Genomic DNA, 15,066 nt, shown 5'->3' with positions numbered 1-15,066 from the left:
GCGCCGGGACGACAGCGGTTATGCGGCGGCCCCGATCTCCGCCACGATCCTGCCCGTGGTCACCTGCTCGCCTTCGGCGACGTCGATTGCCGCGACGACGCCGTCGAGGCCGGCCTTGTGGACGTGCTCCATCTTCATCGCTTCCAGCGTCAGCACCGGCTGGCCCGCGGTGACGCGGTCGCCCGGCTTGACCAGGACAGCGACGACGCGGCCATTCATGGCGGCGCGGACCTTGCCGTCACCGCCGGCAGCTGACGCACTCTCCGGCGGCGCCAGCGTGAGATCGCGGACCGACAACGTGACGCCGCGATGCAGGATATGGAGCCGGTCGCCATCGCGCAGGAATTGGGCATGCTCCATCACCCCAGCGTGGTGGAAGCGGATGCTATCTTGACTAAGCTCGTCGATCGCGAAGCAGAACCGGTCGCCATTACGAGCCGCGATGTAACTGCCGTCGCGCTCGCGGACGATCTCGATCTCCTGCACGCCGTGACCGAGATCAATCCGCAAGCCGAGCGGGAACGTCGCGGCCAGCGATCGGCCACGCTGCCATGGCGGGGCGTGCGGATTGGTGACGTAGAGCAGCAGCGCCGCAAGCGCGAGGTCGCTGCCGCGATCCGGCCGCGGCGCCAGCAGCGCATCGCGGTTGTCGCCGATGAAGGCGGTGGTCGCCTCGCCCCTGGCAAAGACCGGATGACGCAGGCAGTCGATCAGGAAGCCCTGGTTGGTGGTGACGCCGAAGGCCGTGACGTCCTCCAGGGCGCAGATCAGCTTGCCGCGCGCCTCATCGCGGGTCGTGCCATGGCTGATGATCTTGGCGATCATCGAATCGTAGAACGGCGGGATTTCGGAGCCCGACTGCAGCGCGTGCTCGACGCGGATGCCGTCGGGCACCTGCCAGCGCGCCATGCGGCCGGATTGCGGCATGAAATCCTGCGCGGCATCCTCCGAGCAGAGCCGCACCTCGATGGCATGGCCTGAGAGCGTGACGTCCTCCTGGGTCAAGCCGAGCGGCGCGCCGCTGGCGACGCGCAGCTGCAACTCGACGAGATCGAGCCCGGTGATCGCCTCGGTCACGGGATGCTCCACCTGGAGACGCGTGTTCATCTCCATGAAGTAGAACTTGCCGGCGCGATCGAGCAGGAACTCCAGCGTCCCCGCCCCTTCGTAGCGCAGCGCCTTGACCGCGGCGACCGCGACCTCTCCCATCCTCGCGCGCAGCTCCGGCGTCACTGCAGGCGACGGCGCCTCCTCGATCAGCTTCTGGTGCCGCCGCTGCACCGAGCAGTCGCGCTCACCGAGATGGATGGCGTTGCCGTGGCTGTCGCCGAACACCTGGATCTCGATATGGCGCGGATTCTGGATCGCTCGTTCCAGGATGACTGTGGGGTCGCCGAACGCGGCCTTCGCCTCGGAACGCGCACTGCGCAGCGCATCGGGAAACGCCGCCGCGTCCTCGACCAGCCGCATGCCGCGGCCGCCGCCGCCGGCGACAGCCTTGATCATGACCGGAAAACCAATGGCCCCGGCTTCCGCCAGCATCACGGCATCGCTCTGGTCGGCGCCCTGATAGCCGGGCACGCAAGGCACACCGGCCTCGCGCATGATCTCCTTGGCGCCGGCCTTGTTGCCCATCGCCGCGATCGCCTGCGGCGACGGCCCGATGAAGACGAGACCCGCCTCGCGGCAAGCCTGCGCAAAATCCTCGCTCTCGGCGAGGAAGCCATAGCCGGGATGCACCGCGCCGGCACCGCTCGCCTTGGCGGCGGCGATGATCGCGTCGATCTTCAGATAGGATTGTGCCGGCAGCGCCTCGCCGATCCGCACCGCCTGATCGGCCTCACGCACATGGAGCGCATCGCGGTCGGCATCCGAGTAGACGGCGACGACGCCGAGGCCGAGCCGGCGCGCGCTACGCATCACGCGCAACGCGATCTCGCCGCGATTGGCGACCAGAACCTTGAAGAACGGCGTCCGCTTCACGATTGCCCCGCTCATGGCCGCGCCACCGAGAACTGCATGCGCTGCGGGCTGCGGGCCTTGGCCTCGCGACAGATCGAAAGCACCTCTGACAGCACCGCGCGGGTGTCGCGCGGGTCGATCACGCCGTCGTCGAGCACGCGTGCGCTGGTGGAGAACACATCCATCTGGCCGTCGAACACACCGACGATCTGCGCCTTCATGGCATCCAGCTTGTCCTTCTCGATCGGCTTGCCGCGGCGCGCCGCGGCGGCTTCCGTCACGATCGCCATGGTTTCGGCCGCCTGCTCGCCGCCCATCACGGCGGTCTTGGCATTCGGCCAGGAGAAGCAGAAGCGCGGATGGAAACCGCGCCCGCACATGCCGTAATTGCCGGCCCCGAACGAGGCGCCGCAATAGATGGTGATCTGCGGCACCGTCGCCGAGGTGACCGCCTGGATCATCTTGGAGCCGTGCTTGATCATGCCGGCTTCTTCATAGGCCTTTCCGACCATGTAGCCGGTGGTGTTGTTCAGATAGAGCAGCGGCGTCTGGGTCTGGCAGCAGGCCTGGATGAAATGCGTCGCCTTGTTGGCGCCGGCGGGATCGAGCGGGCCATTGTTGGTGATGATGCCGATGGCCTGCCCTTCGATGCGGGCGTGGCCGCAGACCGTGGCAGGCCCGTAATTCGGCGCCATCTCGGTGAAATCGGAATCGTCGATGATGCGCGCGATCACCTGCTTCATGTCCACGGGGCGCTTGTGGTCCATCGGCATGATGCCGAGCAGCTCGTCCTGGTCGTAGCGCGGCGGCTTGAACGCGGCCGGCGCCGGTGTCGGCCGGTCCCAAGGCAACTTGGTCATGATCTCGCGCGCGATGCGCAGGGCATCGCGGTCATCCTCGGCGAGATAGTCGCCGAGGCCGGAAACCTGTGTGTGCATCTCGGCGCCGCCGAGCTCTTCCTCGGTCGCAACCTCGCCGGTCGCGGCCTTCAGCAGCGGCGGACCCGCAAGGAAGGCGCGGGTGCGGCCACGGACCATGACGATGTAGTCGGAAAGACCGGTCTGATAGGCGCCGCCCGCGGTGGACGAGCCATGCGTGACGGTGACGACCGGCAGGCCGGCCGCGGAAAGGCGCGCCAGATTGCGAAAGATGTTGCCGCCGCGGACAAAATCCTCGACGCGGTAGCGTAGCAGGTTTGCGCCGGCGCTTTCGACGAGCTGCACGTAAGGCAGCTTGTTCTCCAGCGCGAGCTCCTGCACCCGCAGCGTCTTGTCGAGACCGTAAGGCTGCAGCGCGCCGGCATCGATGCCGGCGTCGTTGGCGCTCACCATGCAGCGGATGCCCGAGACGAAGCCGATGCCGGCGATGACACCGCCGCCGGGCACGCTCTTGTTCGGATCGGGCACGTCGAACATGTAGCCTGCGAGCGTCGACAGCTCGACGAAGGGCGCACCGGGATCGAGCACCAGGGCGACGCGTTCGCGCGGCAGCAATTGTCCGCGCTTGTGGAAGCGATCCTTTGCCGCGGCGGAGGCGGCGCGCGTCCGCTCCTCCAGGGCCCGCATCCGGGCGATCAGCGCCAGCATGCCGTCGCGATTGCCCTGGAAGGCGGCGCTGCCGGTGGAAATCGTGTTCTCGATGATGGCCATGACTAACCCTATCCGTCATTCCGGGGCGGTCCGCAGGACCGAACCCGGAATCCAGAAGTTGTGGCGCGAGATTCCGGGTTCGCGCTACGCGCGCCCCGGAATGACAGGGAAAAAGCAGACATCACGCGCGCTTCTCCGTGAAATACTCGCCATACTGCTGCCGCAGCTCGACCTTGCGCAGCTTGCCGGTCGCGGTCATCGGCATCTCATCGAGGATACGCACCAGCTTCGGCACCTGGAAGCCGCCGAGGTGCTTTCTGCAATGCGCCTCGATGCCGGCCTCGTCGGCCACCGCGCCGGGTTTCAGCTTGACGAAGGCGGAGACCGCTTCGCCCCATTGCGGATGCGGCAGGCCGACCACGGCGGCGTTCTGCACGGCGGGGTGCGCCAGCAACGTCTCCTCGATCTTGACGGAGGCAACGTTCTCGCCGCCCGACTTGATCATATCCTTCTTGCGGTCGAGGAACAGCACCTCGCCATTGCCGTCGATCAGGGCAAGATCGCCGGTGTGGTGCCAGCCGAACTTGCGCGCCTCCTCGGTCGATTTGGGGTCCTTGTAGTAGCCCATCATCACATTGGGCCCGCGATGCACCAGCTCGCCGATCTCGCCACGCGGCAGCAGGTTGCCATTGTCGTCCATGATCGCGGTCTCGTTGACGATCAGCGATTCGCCCCAATAGTTGCCGAAGCGGTCGAGCTGCACCTCCGGGCGGGACATCGTCGTCGCCGGATACATCTCGGTCTGGCCGCTGGACAGCACGAAGTTCGGACAGAGATCGGCGATGGCGCGATCGAGCAGCGGCTTGCCCATCGGCGCCATGGTGTAGATGCAGCAGCGCAGACCCGACAGGTCGTAGTCGCGGCGGCGCGGATGATCGAGGATCGCCTGATACATCAAGGACAGGCCGACAAACACGGTGAGCTTATCGCGGACGATCGCCTCCATGCAGGCAACCGGATCGAAGCCGCGCATCAGCGCCATGCGACCGCCGACCGAGAGATAGCTGAGCAGCAGCACGTGGCCGGCGCAGTGGAACAGCGGAAACTGCCCGGTGATCCCGTCATCGCGCGAGAGCTGCATCTCGATGCAGTTGCTCATCACGGCCATGACCACGGCGAGGTGGCAATGCATCGCGCCCTTCGGCCGCGAGGTGGTGCCTGACGTATAGATGATCATCGCGAGGTCGCGGTCGTTGATCTCGATGTCAGGCTCAATATCGGACTGTCCCTCCAGCAGACCGTTGAACTCCTGCAATCCGGTCTTGCCGGCATTGCCGGTCAGGTCGATCGCGATCATCTCCATGCCGCGCGCTTCCAGCGCGGCGCGGCGGTCGGCCTGGGCATGAAGGGCGTCGTCGATGACGGCGAAACGCACCCCGGCATGGCCGAGGATGTAGTCCATATCAGCCGGTCCGAGCATGGTGTTGATGGGCACCCAGACCAGCCCGGCGCGGTGAATGCCGAACAGCGCTTTGACGAATTCGACGGAGTTGTTGCAAATGGTCGAGATCTTCTCGCCCGGCTTCAGCCCGCGCTGCGCGAGATGATTGGCGAAGCGATTGGCGTCGCGCTCGAGCTCCGTGAAGGTGACCTGCCTGCTGCCGTCGGTCAGTGCGATACGATCCGGAAACCGCCGCGCGGCGCGCTTCAAGAGATCGCCGATCGCGACCCGCCCGATGCGGCCCGGCCCGGTGACGCCGCCGGTTGCTGCGAGATTGTCCATGCTTGGTTCTCCTCTCAACCGTCATTGCGAGGAGCTCGCGACAAAATTGCAAAGCAATTTTGCGCTGATGCGACGAAGCAATCCAGACTTTCCAAACGGCAAGCTGGATTGCTTCGCTGCGCTCGCAATGACGGCTGGCGTGGCCCTAGTGCCTCACCCCGAAAATCTTCCGCGCCTCGGCGGGGCTCGCGATCTCGCGGCCGGCACGTCGCGCGCAGGCGGCGACCGCTTCGATCAGCTGGCCGTTCGAGGTCACCTTCGTGCCGTCGGCGAGATAGAAGGTGTCCTCCAGCCCTGTGCGGAGATGGCCGCCGAGCTCGGCGCAGCGCTGGTGCAGCGGCCAGATCTCGGCACGGCCGATCGCGGTGACTTGCCAATGCGCGTCCGGTGCCTTCAGCTTCAACAGGATCGGCAACAGCTCCGGATCGGCCGGCATGCCCGAGGCAACGCCCATGACGAAATTGTATTCAAGCGGCCCGGAATACATCCCTGTCTGGCGATACATGCCGACGCAGCGGACGATGCCGACATCGAAGCACTCGAACTCGGGGATGGTGCCGACCGCGTTCATGACGTCGAGATAATCCTTCACCTTCTCGACCGCATTGTCGAACATCATCGGCGGCCAGGCCCAGGTGTTGTCGGCCTTCACTTTCAGGTAGTTCAGCGAACCGGCATTGCAGGCGGCGATCTCCGGCCTGGTCTCGCGGATGCAGTCGAGCGCGCCTGAGTAGTTCGGCCCTGACACGCCCGAGGTGTGGTTGATGATCACGCCAGGGCACGCCTCGCGGATCGCCTGCTGGATCTCCTTGCTGACAGCGACCTCCCAGGACGGCAGATGCCCCTTGTTCGGCGCCTGCTGGCGCAGATGGATGTGCATGATGGACGCGCCGGCATCGAACGCAGCCTTTGCCTCGCGCGCCATCTGCTCGGGCGTCACGGGCACGTTGTGCTGCTTCGGGTCGGTGAGCACGCCGTTCAGCGCGCAGGTGATGACGGCCTTGTCGCTCATGAGTCTCTTGTCCGCTTTGCAGCGCACATGCGCTGCTGATTTCGCCATGATGAGAACTTTGCCCTCGCGCCATCTTGCGTTGACTGGCTAAGTGGATGCGCTCACGGCACAATCCGTCGTCAGCCGGTTAACACAAGACGCGACGCCCGCGTCACGCCTAACCTTACTGCCAAGCAGAAGCGGCGCAACAAGCCGGCATCACGGGGAGAACGTCATGGTCTCGATCAACCGGCGCAGATGGCTCACCGGCGCGGCAGGCGCGGGACTTGCCGCGGTCACGGGTCTTAAGCCTTCGCTGGCCGACGACACGCCAGGCGTCACCGCGACCGAGATCAGGATCGGCAGCACCACCTCCCTGAGCGGCCCGGTATCCGCGCTCGGCGTGCAGGCGCGCTGCCAGGAAGCCTATTTCAAGATGTTGAACGAGCAGGGCGGCATCGCCGGCCGGCAGATCAAATACATCTACTACGACGACGCGTTCAATCCGGCGAAGACGGTCGAGCAGGTGCGCCGCCTGATCGAAAGCGACAATGTCGCCTTCCTGTTCAACATGCTCGGCACCGCGCCGAATTCGTCGGTCGTCAAATACATCAACGCCGCCAAGGTGCCGCATCTGTTCCTGTCGGTGAATGGCGACAAATGGGGCGACTACAAGACCTATCCCTGGACCATGGGCTTTGCGCCGAGCGCGCGGACCGAGGCCCAGGTGTTCGTCAAATATGCACTGAGCCAGAACAAGAACGCGAAATTCGCGGTGCTCTACCAGAACGACGACCTCGGCAAGGATTTCGTCGCCGGGGCCAAGGACGTGCTCGGCGAGCGGTTCGCGACCGCAGCCGTGGTGGCCTCGCACGAGGTTACCGATCCCACGATCGATTCCCAGATCGTTGCGCTGCGCGGCGCAAGCCCAGATGTGCTGATCTCCGGCACCACGGCAAAGTTCTGTGCACAGTCGATCCGCAAGATCTATGAGCTCGGCTGGAAGCCGATGCACTTCATCGCCAGCGGCGCCGCCTCGATCTCATCGACCATCGCGCCTGTCGGCCTCGACAAGTCGCAGGGCACGATCTCGTCGGCCTATGTCAAGGACGTCGCCGACCCGGCCTGGGCCAACGATCCCGGCGTGAAGAATTTCCTCGCCTTCATGGAGAAGTACTTCCCCGACGGCAATCCGAAGGAGGGCTACAACCTCTACGCCTACACGGTGGCGCAGGTGCTGAAGATCGTGCTCGAGCAATGCAAGGGCAATTTCACGCGCGACAACATCATGGCGCAGGCCAACAACCTGAAGGACATCGAGGTTCCGACGCTGTTGCCCGGCATCCGCGTCAACACCAGCCCGACCAATCATCACCCGCTGCAGCAACTTCAGCTGCAACGGATCGAAGGTCCCGGCTGGCTGCGGTTCGGCGAGGTGATCCAGGGCGCGAATTTGTAACCGAAGAAGAATCCCAAATTCCACGTGTCGTCCCGGCGAAAGCCGGGACCCATAACCACGGCCGTCAATTGCTTCACGAGATCTCTGCCATCCCGCATCACGGATAGATCACGCGGTATGGGTCCCTGTGTCTTGGAAGTCTGTCATGATGGGTTGGGCGGGAAGCCGTTGGGTCCTTGGCGCTTGACGCCGTGAGCCGGCTCGGCCTCCCGCCCGTTCCATTACCAACCTGAACAGTTGCACGAGGCTGCGCCAACAGACCTCGCATCACAGGGACAGGCACCGTGATCATACCCCCTCGTTATGTCGGAATCGACGTCTCCAAGAAGCATCTCGATATCTTTGATGAAGCTGACGGCGTGTCCAGGCGCATCGCCAACGCGGCACAGGCCATCACACAGCAGGTGGCGCGTTGGCGATGCGATGCGCTGGTCGTCTTCGAGGCCACGGGCGCCTATGACCTCGCGCTTCGCGAGGCCCTAAGCCAGGTCGGTGTCCGCTTCGCTCGGATCAATCCAGCTCGAGCTCGCGATTTTGCGCGGGCCAGCGGCCAACTTGCCAAAACCGATCCGATCGATGCACGGATGCTGGCGGCCTTTGGCCGGGTCATGCAGCCGGCAGCCGAGCGGGCCGCCAATCCCGCCCGCAACGCTTTGGCAGGGCTTGCAAAACGGCGGGACCAACTGGTTCTCATGCGCGCGCAGGAGAAGAACCGGCGCAGCGAGGCCGACGACTGCGCCATGGCCGAACGGATCAGTCGGCTCATTGAGGTTCTCGACGGCGAGATCGCCGAGATCGAGGCCGATATCAACGCATTGACCAAGGCCGAGCCGGAGATCGCGGACGATGCGCGGTTGATGCGCTCACTGCCGGGCGTGGGTCCCGTGGCTTGCATGCAGCTGATCGCGAAGATGCCGGAACTTGGACATGTTGGAGCGAAGCAGATCGCCGCGCTCGCGGGCCTTGCCCCCTTCAACGTCGACAGCGGCGCCTTCCGTGGAAAACGCAAGATCGCCGGCGGCCGAAAGCGCGTTCGTGACGCCCTCTATATGGCGGCTCTGAACGCGGTTCGTCGGGCCGATCCATTCAAGGCCTTCTACGCGCGGCTGCGACAGGTCGGCAAACCAGCCAAGCTCGCTCTCATTGCCGTCGCCAGGAAGCTCCTAACGGTCCTCAACGCCATGATGCGCGACAGAAAGCCCTACCTGCAGACCAAGCCGACATAACAGTTGCCGGCTCCCGTGCGCAATTGCGCACTAGGCGGGGATGACAGCGGAGTTTAGGTCAGCGCGCGCTCGCTCCCGGCTTGCCCGGTGCGGTAGATCGCAAGGTCGCGCGAGCCGACGAAGATCGCACGCGGTTTCAATCCGTAGAAGCGGCGGATCGAGTGACTGAAATGCGTCGAGTCGGGATAGCCGATGTCCTGCGCGAGATGAGCGAGGTTGAGGTCTTGGTTGGCGAAGTGCAGCAGATGCCGCGCGCGCTTCCAGGCACGGAAGGAGCGGAAGGAGATGCCGGTCTCCTCCTTGAACAGATGCAGGAAGCGCGATGGCGATAGCCCGGCTTCCGCGGCGCAGCCCGCCGCCGTCACCGGCTCGCCGGAGAAACGCCCGATGCGGGCGACCGCACGCATCACGCGCGGGTCGAGCACGCGACGTGGCAGCGCCTCGCCAAAGCACATCTCGTCGAACTCGGCGTTCGCGATCGCGTCGCGATGTTGCATCTCGGCGAGCGTCGCATAGGCGTTGCGGATGCGATTGGCGAACAGATGAGAGTCCGGTCCTTGCAGGCGGCGGGCGACGGCTTCGAGCGTGCCGTCGGGCACGCTTTCCGGCTCGATCGCAACGCAGATCGCCGAACGATATTCGCTGGTGATGGTGTGGCGCAGGTTCGGCATCGTCACCGCGAGTTCGCCATGCGACTCGCGGCCTTCGCTGGTCGACAGATGCAGCCCGTCGCGGATCGCGACATAGACGTGGAATGCGCCGGGACAGCGCTTGCGGGGGCGGCCGAGCAGCCCGGCATAGAATACCCGCTCCGGCGTGATCAGCATCAGGTGACCGGATTGCTGGCTGGAGCTCTGGCACTTCGCGTCCACGATCGCGTCCATGGCGGTTCCTCCTCGCGCGGCTCTTTGGGCCGCTGCGGCGGAGCTACCATAACGCAAATTCGAGGCCTGTCACCGATGTGAAGAGTCGTCATTCCGGGGCGATGCGACGCATCGAACCCGGAATCTCGAGGTTCCGGGTCTGGTCCTTCGGACCATCCCGGAACGACAGCGTAGGTTACGGCCGCGCCCGCGGCGCAACGTTCTGTTCCTGACCGGCTTTTTGCTCCGCAGCAACTGCGCGCTTGAAACCGTCGCGCTGCTGCAGGCGGGCCCAATAGGCTGCGACATTTGGCCCAAAATCCTTGGCGAGCCCGATGTTGCTCGCCAGGCGGAGCGCGTATCCGATGACGATGTCAGCGGCGGTGAAGCGTTCCGCGCAGAGGAATTCCGACTTCGAGGCGGCGGCCTCGACCGCACGCAGCCGGCCCAGGAACCATTTTGCGTAGTCGGTGGCGACTTGCGGGTTGCGGCGCTCCTCCGGCTCGAGCTGGGTGTATCGGAGCACCAGCGTCTGTGGGAAGGTTAACGTGGCGTCGCTGAAATACATCCAGTTCAGGAAGGCGCCATAGGCGGGATCCTCCGGTCCGACCATCAACGGCGTCGGGCCGTATTTGACGCCGAGATAGTGGCAGATGCCGGAGGACTCGGTCATCTTCGTTTCGCCGTCCACCATGAAGGGAATCGTGCCCAGCGGATTGAGCGCAAGATATTCCTTGGCGAAGACCCGCGGCGGGAACGGCAGCATCTTCAGCTCATAGGGCAGCCCCATCTCCTCCAGCATCCAGAGCGGGCGAAACGAGCGCGCGGCGTCGCAGTGATAGAGCGTGATCATCAAGCACTCCCTTTGCTGCCGGGCAGCGTACCCATCATCTTGCACAGGACCATCAGCATGACCTCGTCGGCGCCGCCGCCGATCGAGGTCAGGCGGCTGTCGCGATAGGCGCGGCTGACCGGCGTCTCGTTGGTAAAGCCCATTCCGCCCCAATATTGCAAGCAGGCGTCGGTGAGCTCGCGGCCGAGGCGGCCGGCCTTCAGCTTGGCCATGGTCGCAAGCCTCGTCACGTCTTCGCCCGCCACCAGCTGCTCGGCGGCACGATAGATCAGCGCGCGCAGCAGCTCGACCTCGGTCTGCATCTCCGCGAGCTTGAAGTGCACGACCTGGTTGTCGAGGATGCTCTGGCCAAAGGCTTTGCGATTGCGAGTATATTCGATGGTCTCGTTGATGATGTATTCGTGCGACTTGAGGCAGGCGGCCGCGCCCCACAGCCGCTCCTCCTGGAACTGGATCATCTGGTAGGTGAAGCCCTTGCCCTCCTCGCCGATCCGGTTGCGCTTGGGCACGCGGACATTGTCGAAGAAGATCTGCGCGGTGTCGGAGGAACGCATGCCCATCTTGTCGAGCTTGCGGGCGACGGTGACGCCCTTGCTCTTCATGGGCACGCAAATCAGCGATTTGTTGCGATGAACGGGCCCGTCGCCGGTGTTGGCGAGCAGGCAGATCCAGTCGGCCTGCGTGCCGTTGGTGATCCACATCTTGCCGCCGTTGATGACGTAGTCGTCGCCGTCGGCGCGCGCCTGGGTCTTGATCGAGGCGACATCGGAGCCCGCGCCGGGCTCGGAGACGCCGATGCAGGCGACGTAATCTCCGGCAATCGAGGGTGCCAGAAATTGGCGACGAACCTCGTCCGAGCCGAATCGTGCCAGCGCGGGCGTCGCCATGTCGGTCTGAACCCCGATCGCCATCGGCACGCCACCGCAGGTGATGGCCCCTAATTCCTCCGCCATCATCAGCGCGTAGGAGTAATCGAGACCCGAGCCGCCGAACTCGACCGGCTTGTTCAGGCCGAGGAAGCCGAGATTGCCCATCTTCTTGAACAGCTCATGCGCCGGGAAGATGTCGGCCTTCTCCCATTCATCGACATGGGGATTGATCTCGTTCGCGATGAACTTCTGTAGTGCGCGGCGCGGCTCGTCGTGGTCGGCGGTGAAGAGCATGTTTATCTCGTGTTTTCTCGTCGTCTTTCTTCACCTCCCCCTGAAAGGGGGAGGTCGGAACGCTCGGCAACGCCGAGCGGGCCGGGTGGGGGTCACACCGGCAGTTGGACTCGCGGCGTGACCCCCACCCTGCCCTCCCCCTTTCAGGGGGAGGGTGTTTCCTCTCTCGCAGCTCAACTTGCCGCTGTTCTCACAATCCCATCTGCCGGCTCGCCAGATCCTTCATGATCTCCTCGGTGCCGCCGCCGATGGCATTGACCTTGACCTCGCGGTAGATGCGCTCGGCCTTGATGCCGCGCATGAAGCCGGCACCGCCGAAGATCTGCACGGCTTCCGAGGCGCAGAAGGCCATGGTCTGCGTCGCCTGGTTCTTCATCATGCAGATTTCCGCGACCGGGCTCTCGCCCTGCTCGAGCCGCCAGGCCAGCATCTCCAACATTGCCTGGGAGGCCGCAACCTTCTGCGCCATGTCGACGATCTTGTGGCGGATCACCTGGTGCTGGGCCAGCGGCTTGCCGAAGGTCTTGCGCTCTTTCGCGTAGGCAACCGCCTCGTCGAGACAGACCCGGGCGAAGGCGGTGCAGCTTGCCGCCATGCCCATGCGCTCGCTGTTGAAGTTCTGCATGATGATCTTGAACCCCTGGCCCTCCGCGCCGATCAGGTTTTCGGCCGGGACGCGGCATTGGTCGAAATGCAGCGTCGCGGTGTCGGAGGCCCACCAACCCATCTTCTTCAGCTTCGTCCGCGACAGGCCGGGCGTGTCGCCTTCGATCAGGAGCAGGCTGACGCCGCCGGCGCCCTCGCCACCGGTGCGCACCGCAACAGTCAGATAGTCCGCACGCATGCCTGAGGTGATGAAGGTCTTCTCGCCGCTCACGACGTAGTGATCGCCGTCGCGCCGGGCCCGGGTGCTCAGGTTCGCGACATCGGAGCCGCCGCCAGGCTCCGTGATCGCGAGCGCAGAGATCTTCTCGCCCGAGAGCACCTGCGGCAGCACGCGCGCCTTCACCTCCGGCCGAGCCGCGCGCGCAATCGGCGGCGAGCCGATGGTGTGGCTCATCAGGCTGGCACTGACACCGCCGGCGCCGGCGCGCGCCAGCTCCTGGCTGGCGACGATCTTCATGAACTGGTCGGCGGTGATCCCGCCATATTCCTCCGGGAAGCCAAGGCCGAGCAGCCCGATCGCAGATGCCTTGGCATAGAGCTCGCGCGGAAACTCTCCGTCCTCGTCCCATTGATGGGCATAAGGCTCGATTTCCCTGGCAACAAAGCGCCGCATCACCTCGCGAAAGGCCTCATGCTCGCCGGTGTAGAACGGGTTTGCCATCCGCGTGCTCCGTTGATTCTTCCCTCCGACGATGTCCGGATTTCGCCCGGTTCACTTGCGTCGAGTGGCTGCCATCAGTGCCGAGGCCCGGTCCGGCGATTTGCCAGCCACTAAACGCAAGACAGCATCCTTATACGCCCCCTCCACTGCCAATTCATGGCATCAATTGAGCCAGGAACAGGCGGCGCAAGACTGCCGTTCCGGAGGAGGGAAATTTGCCGGTTCGTTATTACGACTGGATCGCGCATCATCGCCGGCGCACGCCGGACAAGATGGCGCTTGTCGATCTCGCCAGCGATCGCCGCTTCAGCTACGCGGAGCTCGACGCCCGCGTGTCGCGGCTCGCCGCCTGGCTGCGCGATGGGCTCAAGGTTGCCCGCGGCGACCGCGTCGCCGTGCTGGCGCTGAACACGACCGATACGCTGGAGGTGCAGTTCGCCTGCGGCCGGTTAGGGGCCATCTTCGTCCCGCTGAACACGCGCCTCACCGTTCCCGAGCTGCGCTACATCACCGGCGACGCCGCGCCGAAGGTGATGATCCACGACGACGATCTCGCCGAGACCGCGCTTGCGGTGGCAAAGCTCTGCAATGTCGCTGCGACCGTGAGGCTCGGCCCAGGCGGCGCCTATGAGGCCGGCATCGCGGCAGCCACGCCACTCGAGCGATTCGAGGAAGTCACGCTCGATGATGTCTCGACCGTCATGTACACCTCGGGCACGACGGGCCATCCGAAGGGCGCGACCATCACGCATGGCATGACCTTCTGGAACTGCGTCAATCTCGGCGGCCCCGCCTGCATCGGGCCGGCCTCGGTGCTGCTCACCGTGCTGCCGCTGTTCCACACCGGCGGGCTCAATTGCTACACCAATCCGGTGCTGCACGCCGGCGGCACCGTGATGATCATGCGCGCCTTCGATCCCGGCACGGCGCTCGGCCTGATCAACGATCCCGCGCAGGGCATCAACGTGTTCTTCGGCGTGCCGGCGATCTACCAGTTCATGGCGCAGCACCCAGCCTTCGCGACCACCGACCTCGGCCGGCTGATCGTCGGCGGTGTCGGCGGCGCTCCGATGCCGGTGCCGCTGCTCAAGGTCTGGGAGGCGCGCGGTGTCGCGCTTCAGCAGGGCTACGGCATGACCGAGACCTCGCCGGCCGTGCTGGTGCTCGACCGCGAAGATGCCGCGCGCAAGGCCGGCTCCGCCGGCAAGCCGGTGCTGCACACCGAGGTACGCATCGTGCGTCCCGATGGCAGCGATGCCGATGTCGGCGAGCTCGGCGAGCTCTGGGTCAGGGGCCCCAACATCACGCCGGGTTACTGGAACAGGCCGGAAGCGAACAAGACGTCCTTCACCGACGGCTGGCTGCACACCGGCGATGCGACCCGCGTCGACGAGGAAGGCTTCTACTACATCGTCGACCGCTGGAAGGACATGTACATTTCCGGCGGCGAGAACGTCTACCCGGCCGAGGTCGAGAACGTCCTGCACCAGCTCACGGCCATCGCGGAGGCTGCCGTGATCGGCATTCCCGATCCGCAATGGGGCGAAGTGGGCATGGCGATCATTGCCGTGAAATCAGGCCATTCGCTGACCCCGGCCGAGGTCCACGCGCACTGCCAGGCCAATCTGGCGCGGTTCAAATGTCCGCGCCTGATCGAATTCATCGAGGTCCTGCCGCGGAACGCGACAGGCAAAATTCATAAGCCGACGCTCCGGCAGCAATTCAGCCGGCCGAAGCCAACCGATACCGCGGCGTGAGCCAGACGCGCGCCGCGCGTTCCGGATTTCGCCGCGACAAGGATTGCCCCGCCGCCGTCTGCCGGGACCGGCTGCGGGTTCGTTGCGTAAGTC

The 15,066-nt window shown here is 65.0% G+C and carries 11 protein-coding genes; 3 read left to right on the top strand and 8 right to left on the bottom strand.

The genetic code is table 11. From position 1 onward, the window contains the following. Positions 1 to 18: 18 nt before the first annotated feature. From RX327_RS03250 to RX327_RS03235, 4 genes are all read right to left on the bottom strand, one after another. Positions 19 to 1,998, bottom strand: coding sequence for an acetyl-CoA carboxylase biotin carboxylase subunit (locus RX327_RS03250; RefSeq protein WP_317249458.1), 1,980 nt, complete (start codon positions 1,996 to 1,998; stop codon positions 19 to 21). Continuing rightward, entirely contained in the window at positions 1,995 to 3,611 is a 1,617-nt protein-coding gene (locus RX327_RS03245; RefSeq protein WP_317249457.1) for an acyl-CoA carboxylase subunit beta, read from the bottom strand. Before RX327_RS03245 ends, RX327_RS03250 begins: the two co-directional genes overlap by 4 nt. 121 nt (positions 3,612 to 3,732) lie before the next feature. Beyond that, the gene (locus RX327_RS03240; RefSeq protein ID WP_050385086.1) at positions 3,733 to 5,334 is read right to left on the bottom strand and encodes an AMP-binding protein; all 1,602 of its coding nucleotides are present in this window, start codon (positions 5,332 to 5,334) and stop codon (positions 3,733 to 3,735) included. Positions 5,335 to 5,479: 145 nt separating this feature from the next. Then, positions 5,480 to 6,346, bottom strand: a complete 867-nt coding sequence (locus RX327_RS03235; RefSeq protein ID WP_317249456.1) for a 3-keto-5-aminohexanoate cleavage protein — start codon at positions 6,344 to 6,346, stop codon at positions 5,480 to 5,482. Between the two features lie 214 nt (positions 6,347 to 6,560). Here RX327_RS03235 and RX327_RS03230 point away from each other — a divergent pair, with 214 nt between their 5' ends. Further along, positions 6,561 to 7,784 (top strand): ABC transporter substrate-binding protein, encoded by a 1,224-nt coding sequence (locus RX327_RS03230; protein ID WP_050385087.1) that lies wholly within the window; start codon positions 6,561 to 6,563, stop codon positions 7,782 to 7,784. A gap of 284 nt (positions 7,785 to 8,068) precedes the next feature. Further along, positions 8,069 to 9,010 carry an IS110 family transposase gene (locus RX327_RS03225; RefSeq protein ID WP_317249455.1) on the top strand — a complete coding sequence of 314 codons (942 nt, stop codon included), beginning with the start codon at positions 8,069 to 8,071 and terminating at the stop codon, positions 9,008 to 9,010. Between the two features lie 53 nt (positions 9,011 to 9,063). Here RX327_RS03225 and RX327_RS03220 read toward each other — a convergent pair whose 3' ends face one another. The 4 genes from RX327_RS03220 to RX327_RS03205 all read right to left on the bottom strand — a co-directional run bounded on the left by RX327_RS03220 (position 9,064) and on the right by RX327_RS03205 (position 13,216). After that, positions 9,064 to 9,894: an AraC family transcriptional regulator gene (locus RX327_RS03220; RefSeq protein ID WP_317249454.1), complete on the bottom strand. Its 831-nt coding sequence runs from the start codon at positions 9,892 to 9,894 to the stop codon at positions 9,064 to 9,066. A 175-nt stretch (positions 9,895 to 10,069) separates the two neighbouring features. Next, entirely contained in the window at positions 10,070 to 10,726 is a 657-nt protein-coding gene (locus RX327_RS03215; protein WP_317249453.1) for a glutathione S-transferase family protein, read from the bottom strand. Continuing rightward, positions 10,726 to 11,889, bottom strand: coding sequence for an acyl-CoA dehydrogenase family protein (locus tag RX327_RS03210; protein WP_317249452.1), 1,164 nt, complete (start codon positions 11,887 to 11,889; stop codon positions 10,726 to 10,728). The genes RX327_RS03215 and RX327_RS03210 overlap by 1 nt, the downstream gene beginning before the upstream one ends. A 190-nt stretch (positions 11,890 to 12,079) precedes the next feature. After that, positions 12,080 to 13,216, bottom strand: coding sequence for an acyl-CoA dehydrogenase family protein (locus RX327_RS03205; RefSeq protein WP_317249451.1), 1,137 nt, complete (start codon positions 13,214 to 13,216; stop codon positions 12,080 to 12,082). A gap of 215 nt (positions 13,217 to 13,431) precedes the next feature. Between RX327_RS03205 and RX327_RS03200 the strand changes: the two genes are divergently transcribed. Further along, a complete protein-coding gene (locus RX327_RS03200; protein ID WP_317249450.1) occupies positions 13,432 to 14,973 on the top strand; it encodes a long-chain fatty acid--CoA ligase in 1,542 nt (513 codons plus the stop codon). Positions 14,974 to 15,066: the final 93 nt, after the last annotated feature.

The sequence above is a fragment of the Bradyrhizobium sp. BEA-2-5 genome (genome assembly GCF_032918025.1).
Classification (GTDB): Bacteria; Pseudomonadota; Alphaproteobacteria; order Rhizobiales; family Xanthobacteraceae; genus Bradyrhizobium; species Bradyrhizobium pachyrhizi.
This window is presented reverse-complemented; position numbering and strand designations above follow the sequence as displayed.

What these genes read in the sequence shown, in the direction of transcription:
- RX327_RS03230 (WP_050385087.1), top strand. Translation starts at nt 6,561, where the DNA reads ATGGTCTCGATCAACCGGCGCAGATGGCTCACCGGCGCGGCAGGCGCG.
- RX327_RS03245 (WP_317249457.1), bottom strand. Translation starts at nt 3,611, where the DNA reads ATGGCCATCATCGAGAACACGATTTCCACCGGCAGCGCCGCCTTCCAG.
- RX327_RS03205 (WP_317249451.1), bottom strand. Translation starts at nt 13,216, where the DNA reads ATGGCAAACCCGTTCTACACCGGCGAGCATGAGGCCTTTCGCGAGGTG.
- RX327_RS03250 (WP_317249458.1), bottom strand. Translation starts at nt 1,998, where the DNA reads ATGAGCGGGGCAATCGTGAAGCGGACGCCGTTCTTCAAGGTTCTGGTC.
- RX327_RS03235 (WP_317249456.1), bottom strand. Translation starts at nt 6,346, where the DNA reads ATGAGCGACAAGGCCGTCATCACCTGCGCGCTGAACGGCGTGCTCACC.
- RX327_RS03220 (WP_317249454.1), bottom strand. Translation starts at nt 9,894, where the DNA reads ATGGACGCGATCGTGGACGCGAAGTGCCAGAGCTCCAGCCAGCAATCC.
- RX327_RS03240 (WP_050385086.1), bottom strand. Translation starts at nt 5,334, where the DNA reads ATGGACAATCTCGCAGCAACCGGCGGCGTCACCGGGCCGGGCCGCATC.
- RX327_RS03210 (WP_317249452.1), bottom strand. Translation starts at nt 11,889, where the DNA reads ATGCTCTTCACCGCCGACCACGACGAGCCGCGCCGCGCACTACAGAAG.
- RX327_RS03215 (WP_317249453.1), bottom strand. Translation starts at nt 10,726, where the DNA reads ATGATCACGCTCTATCACTGCGACGCCGCGCGCTCGTTTCGCCCGCTC.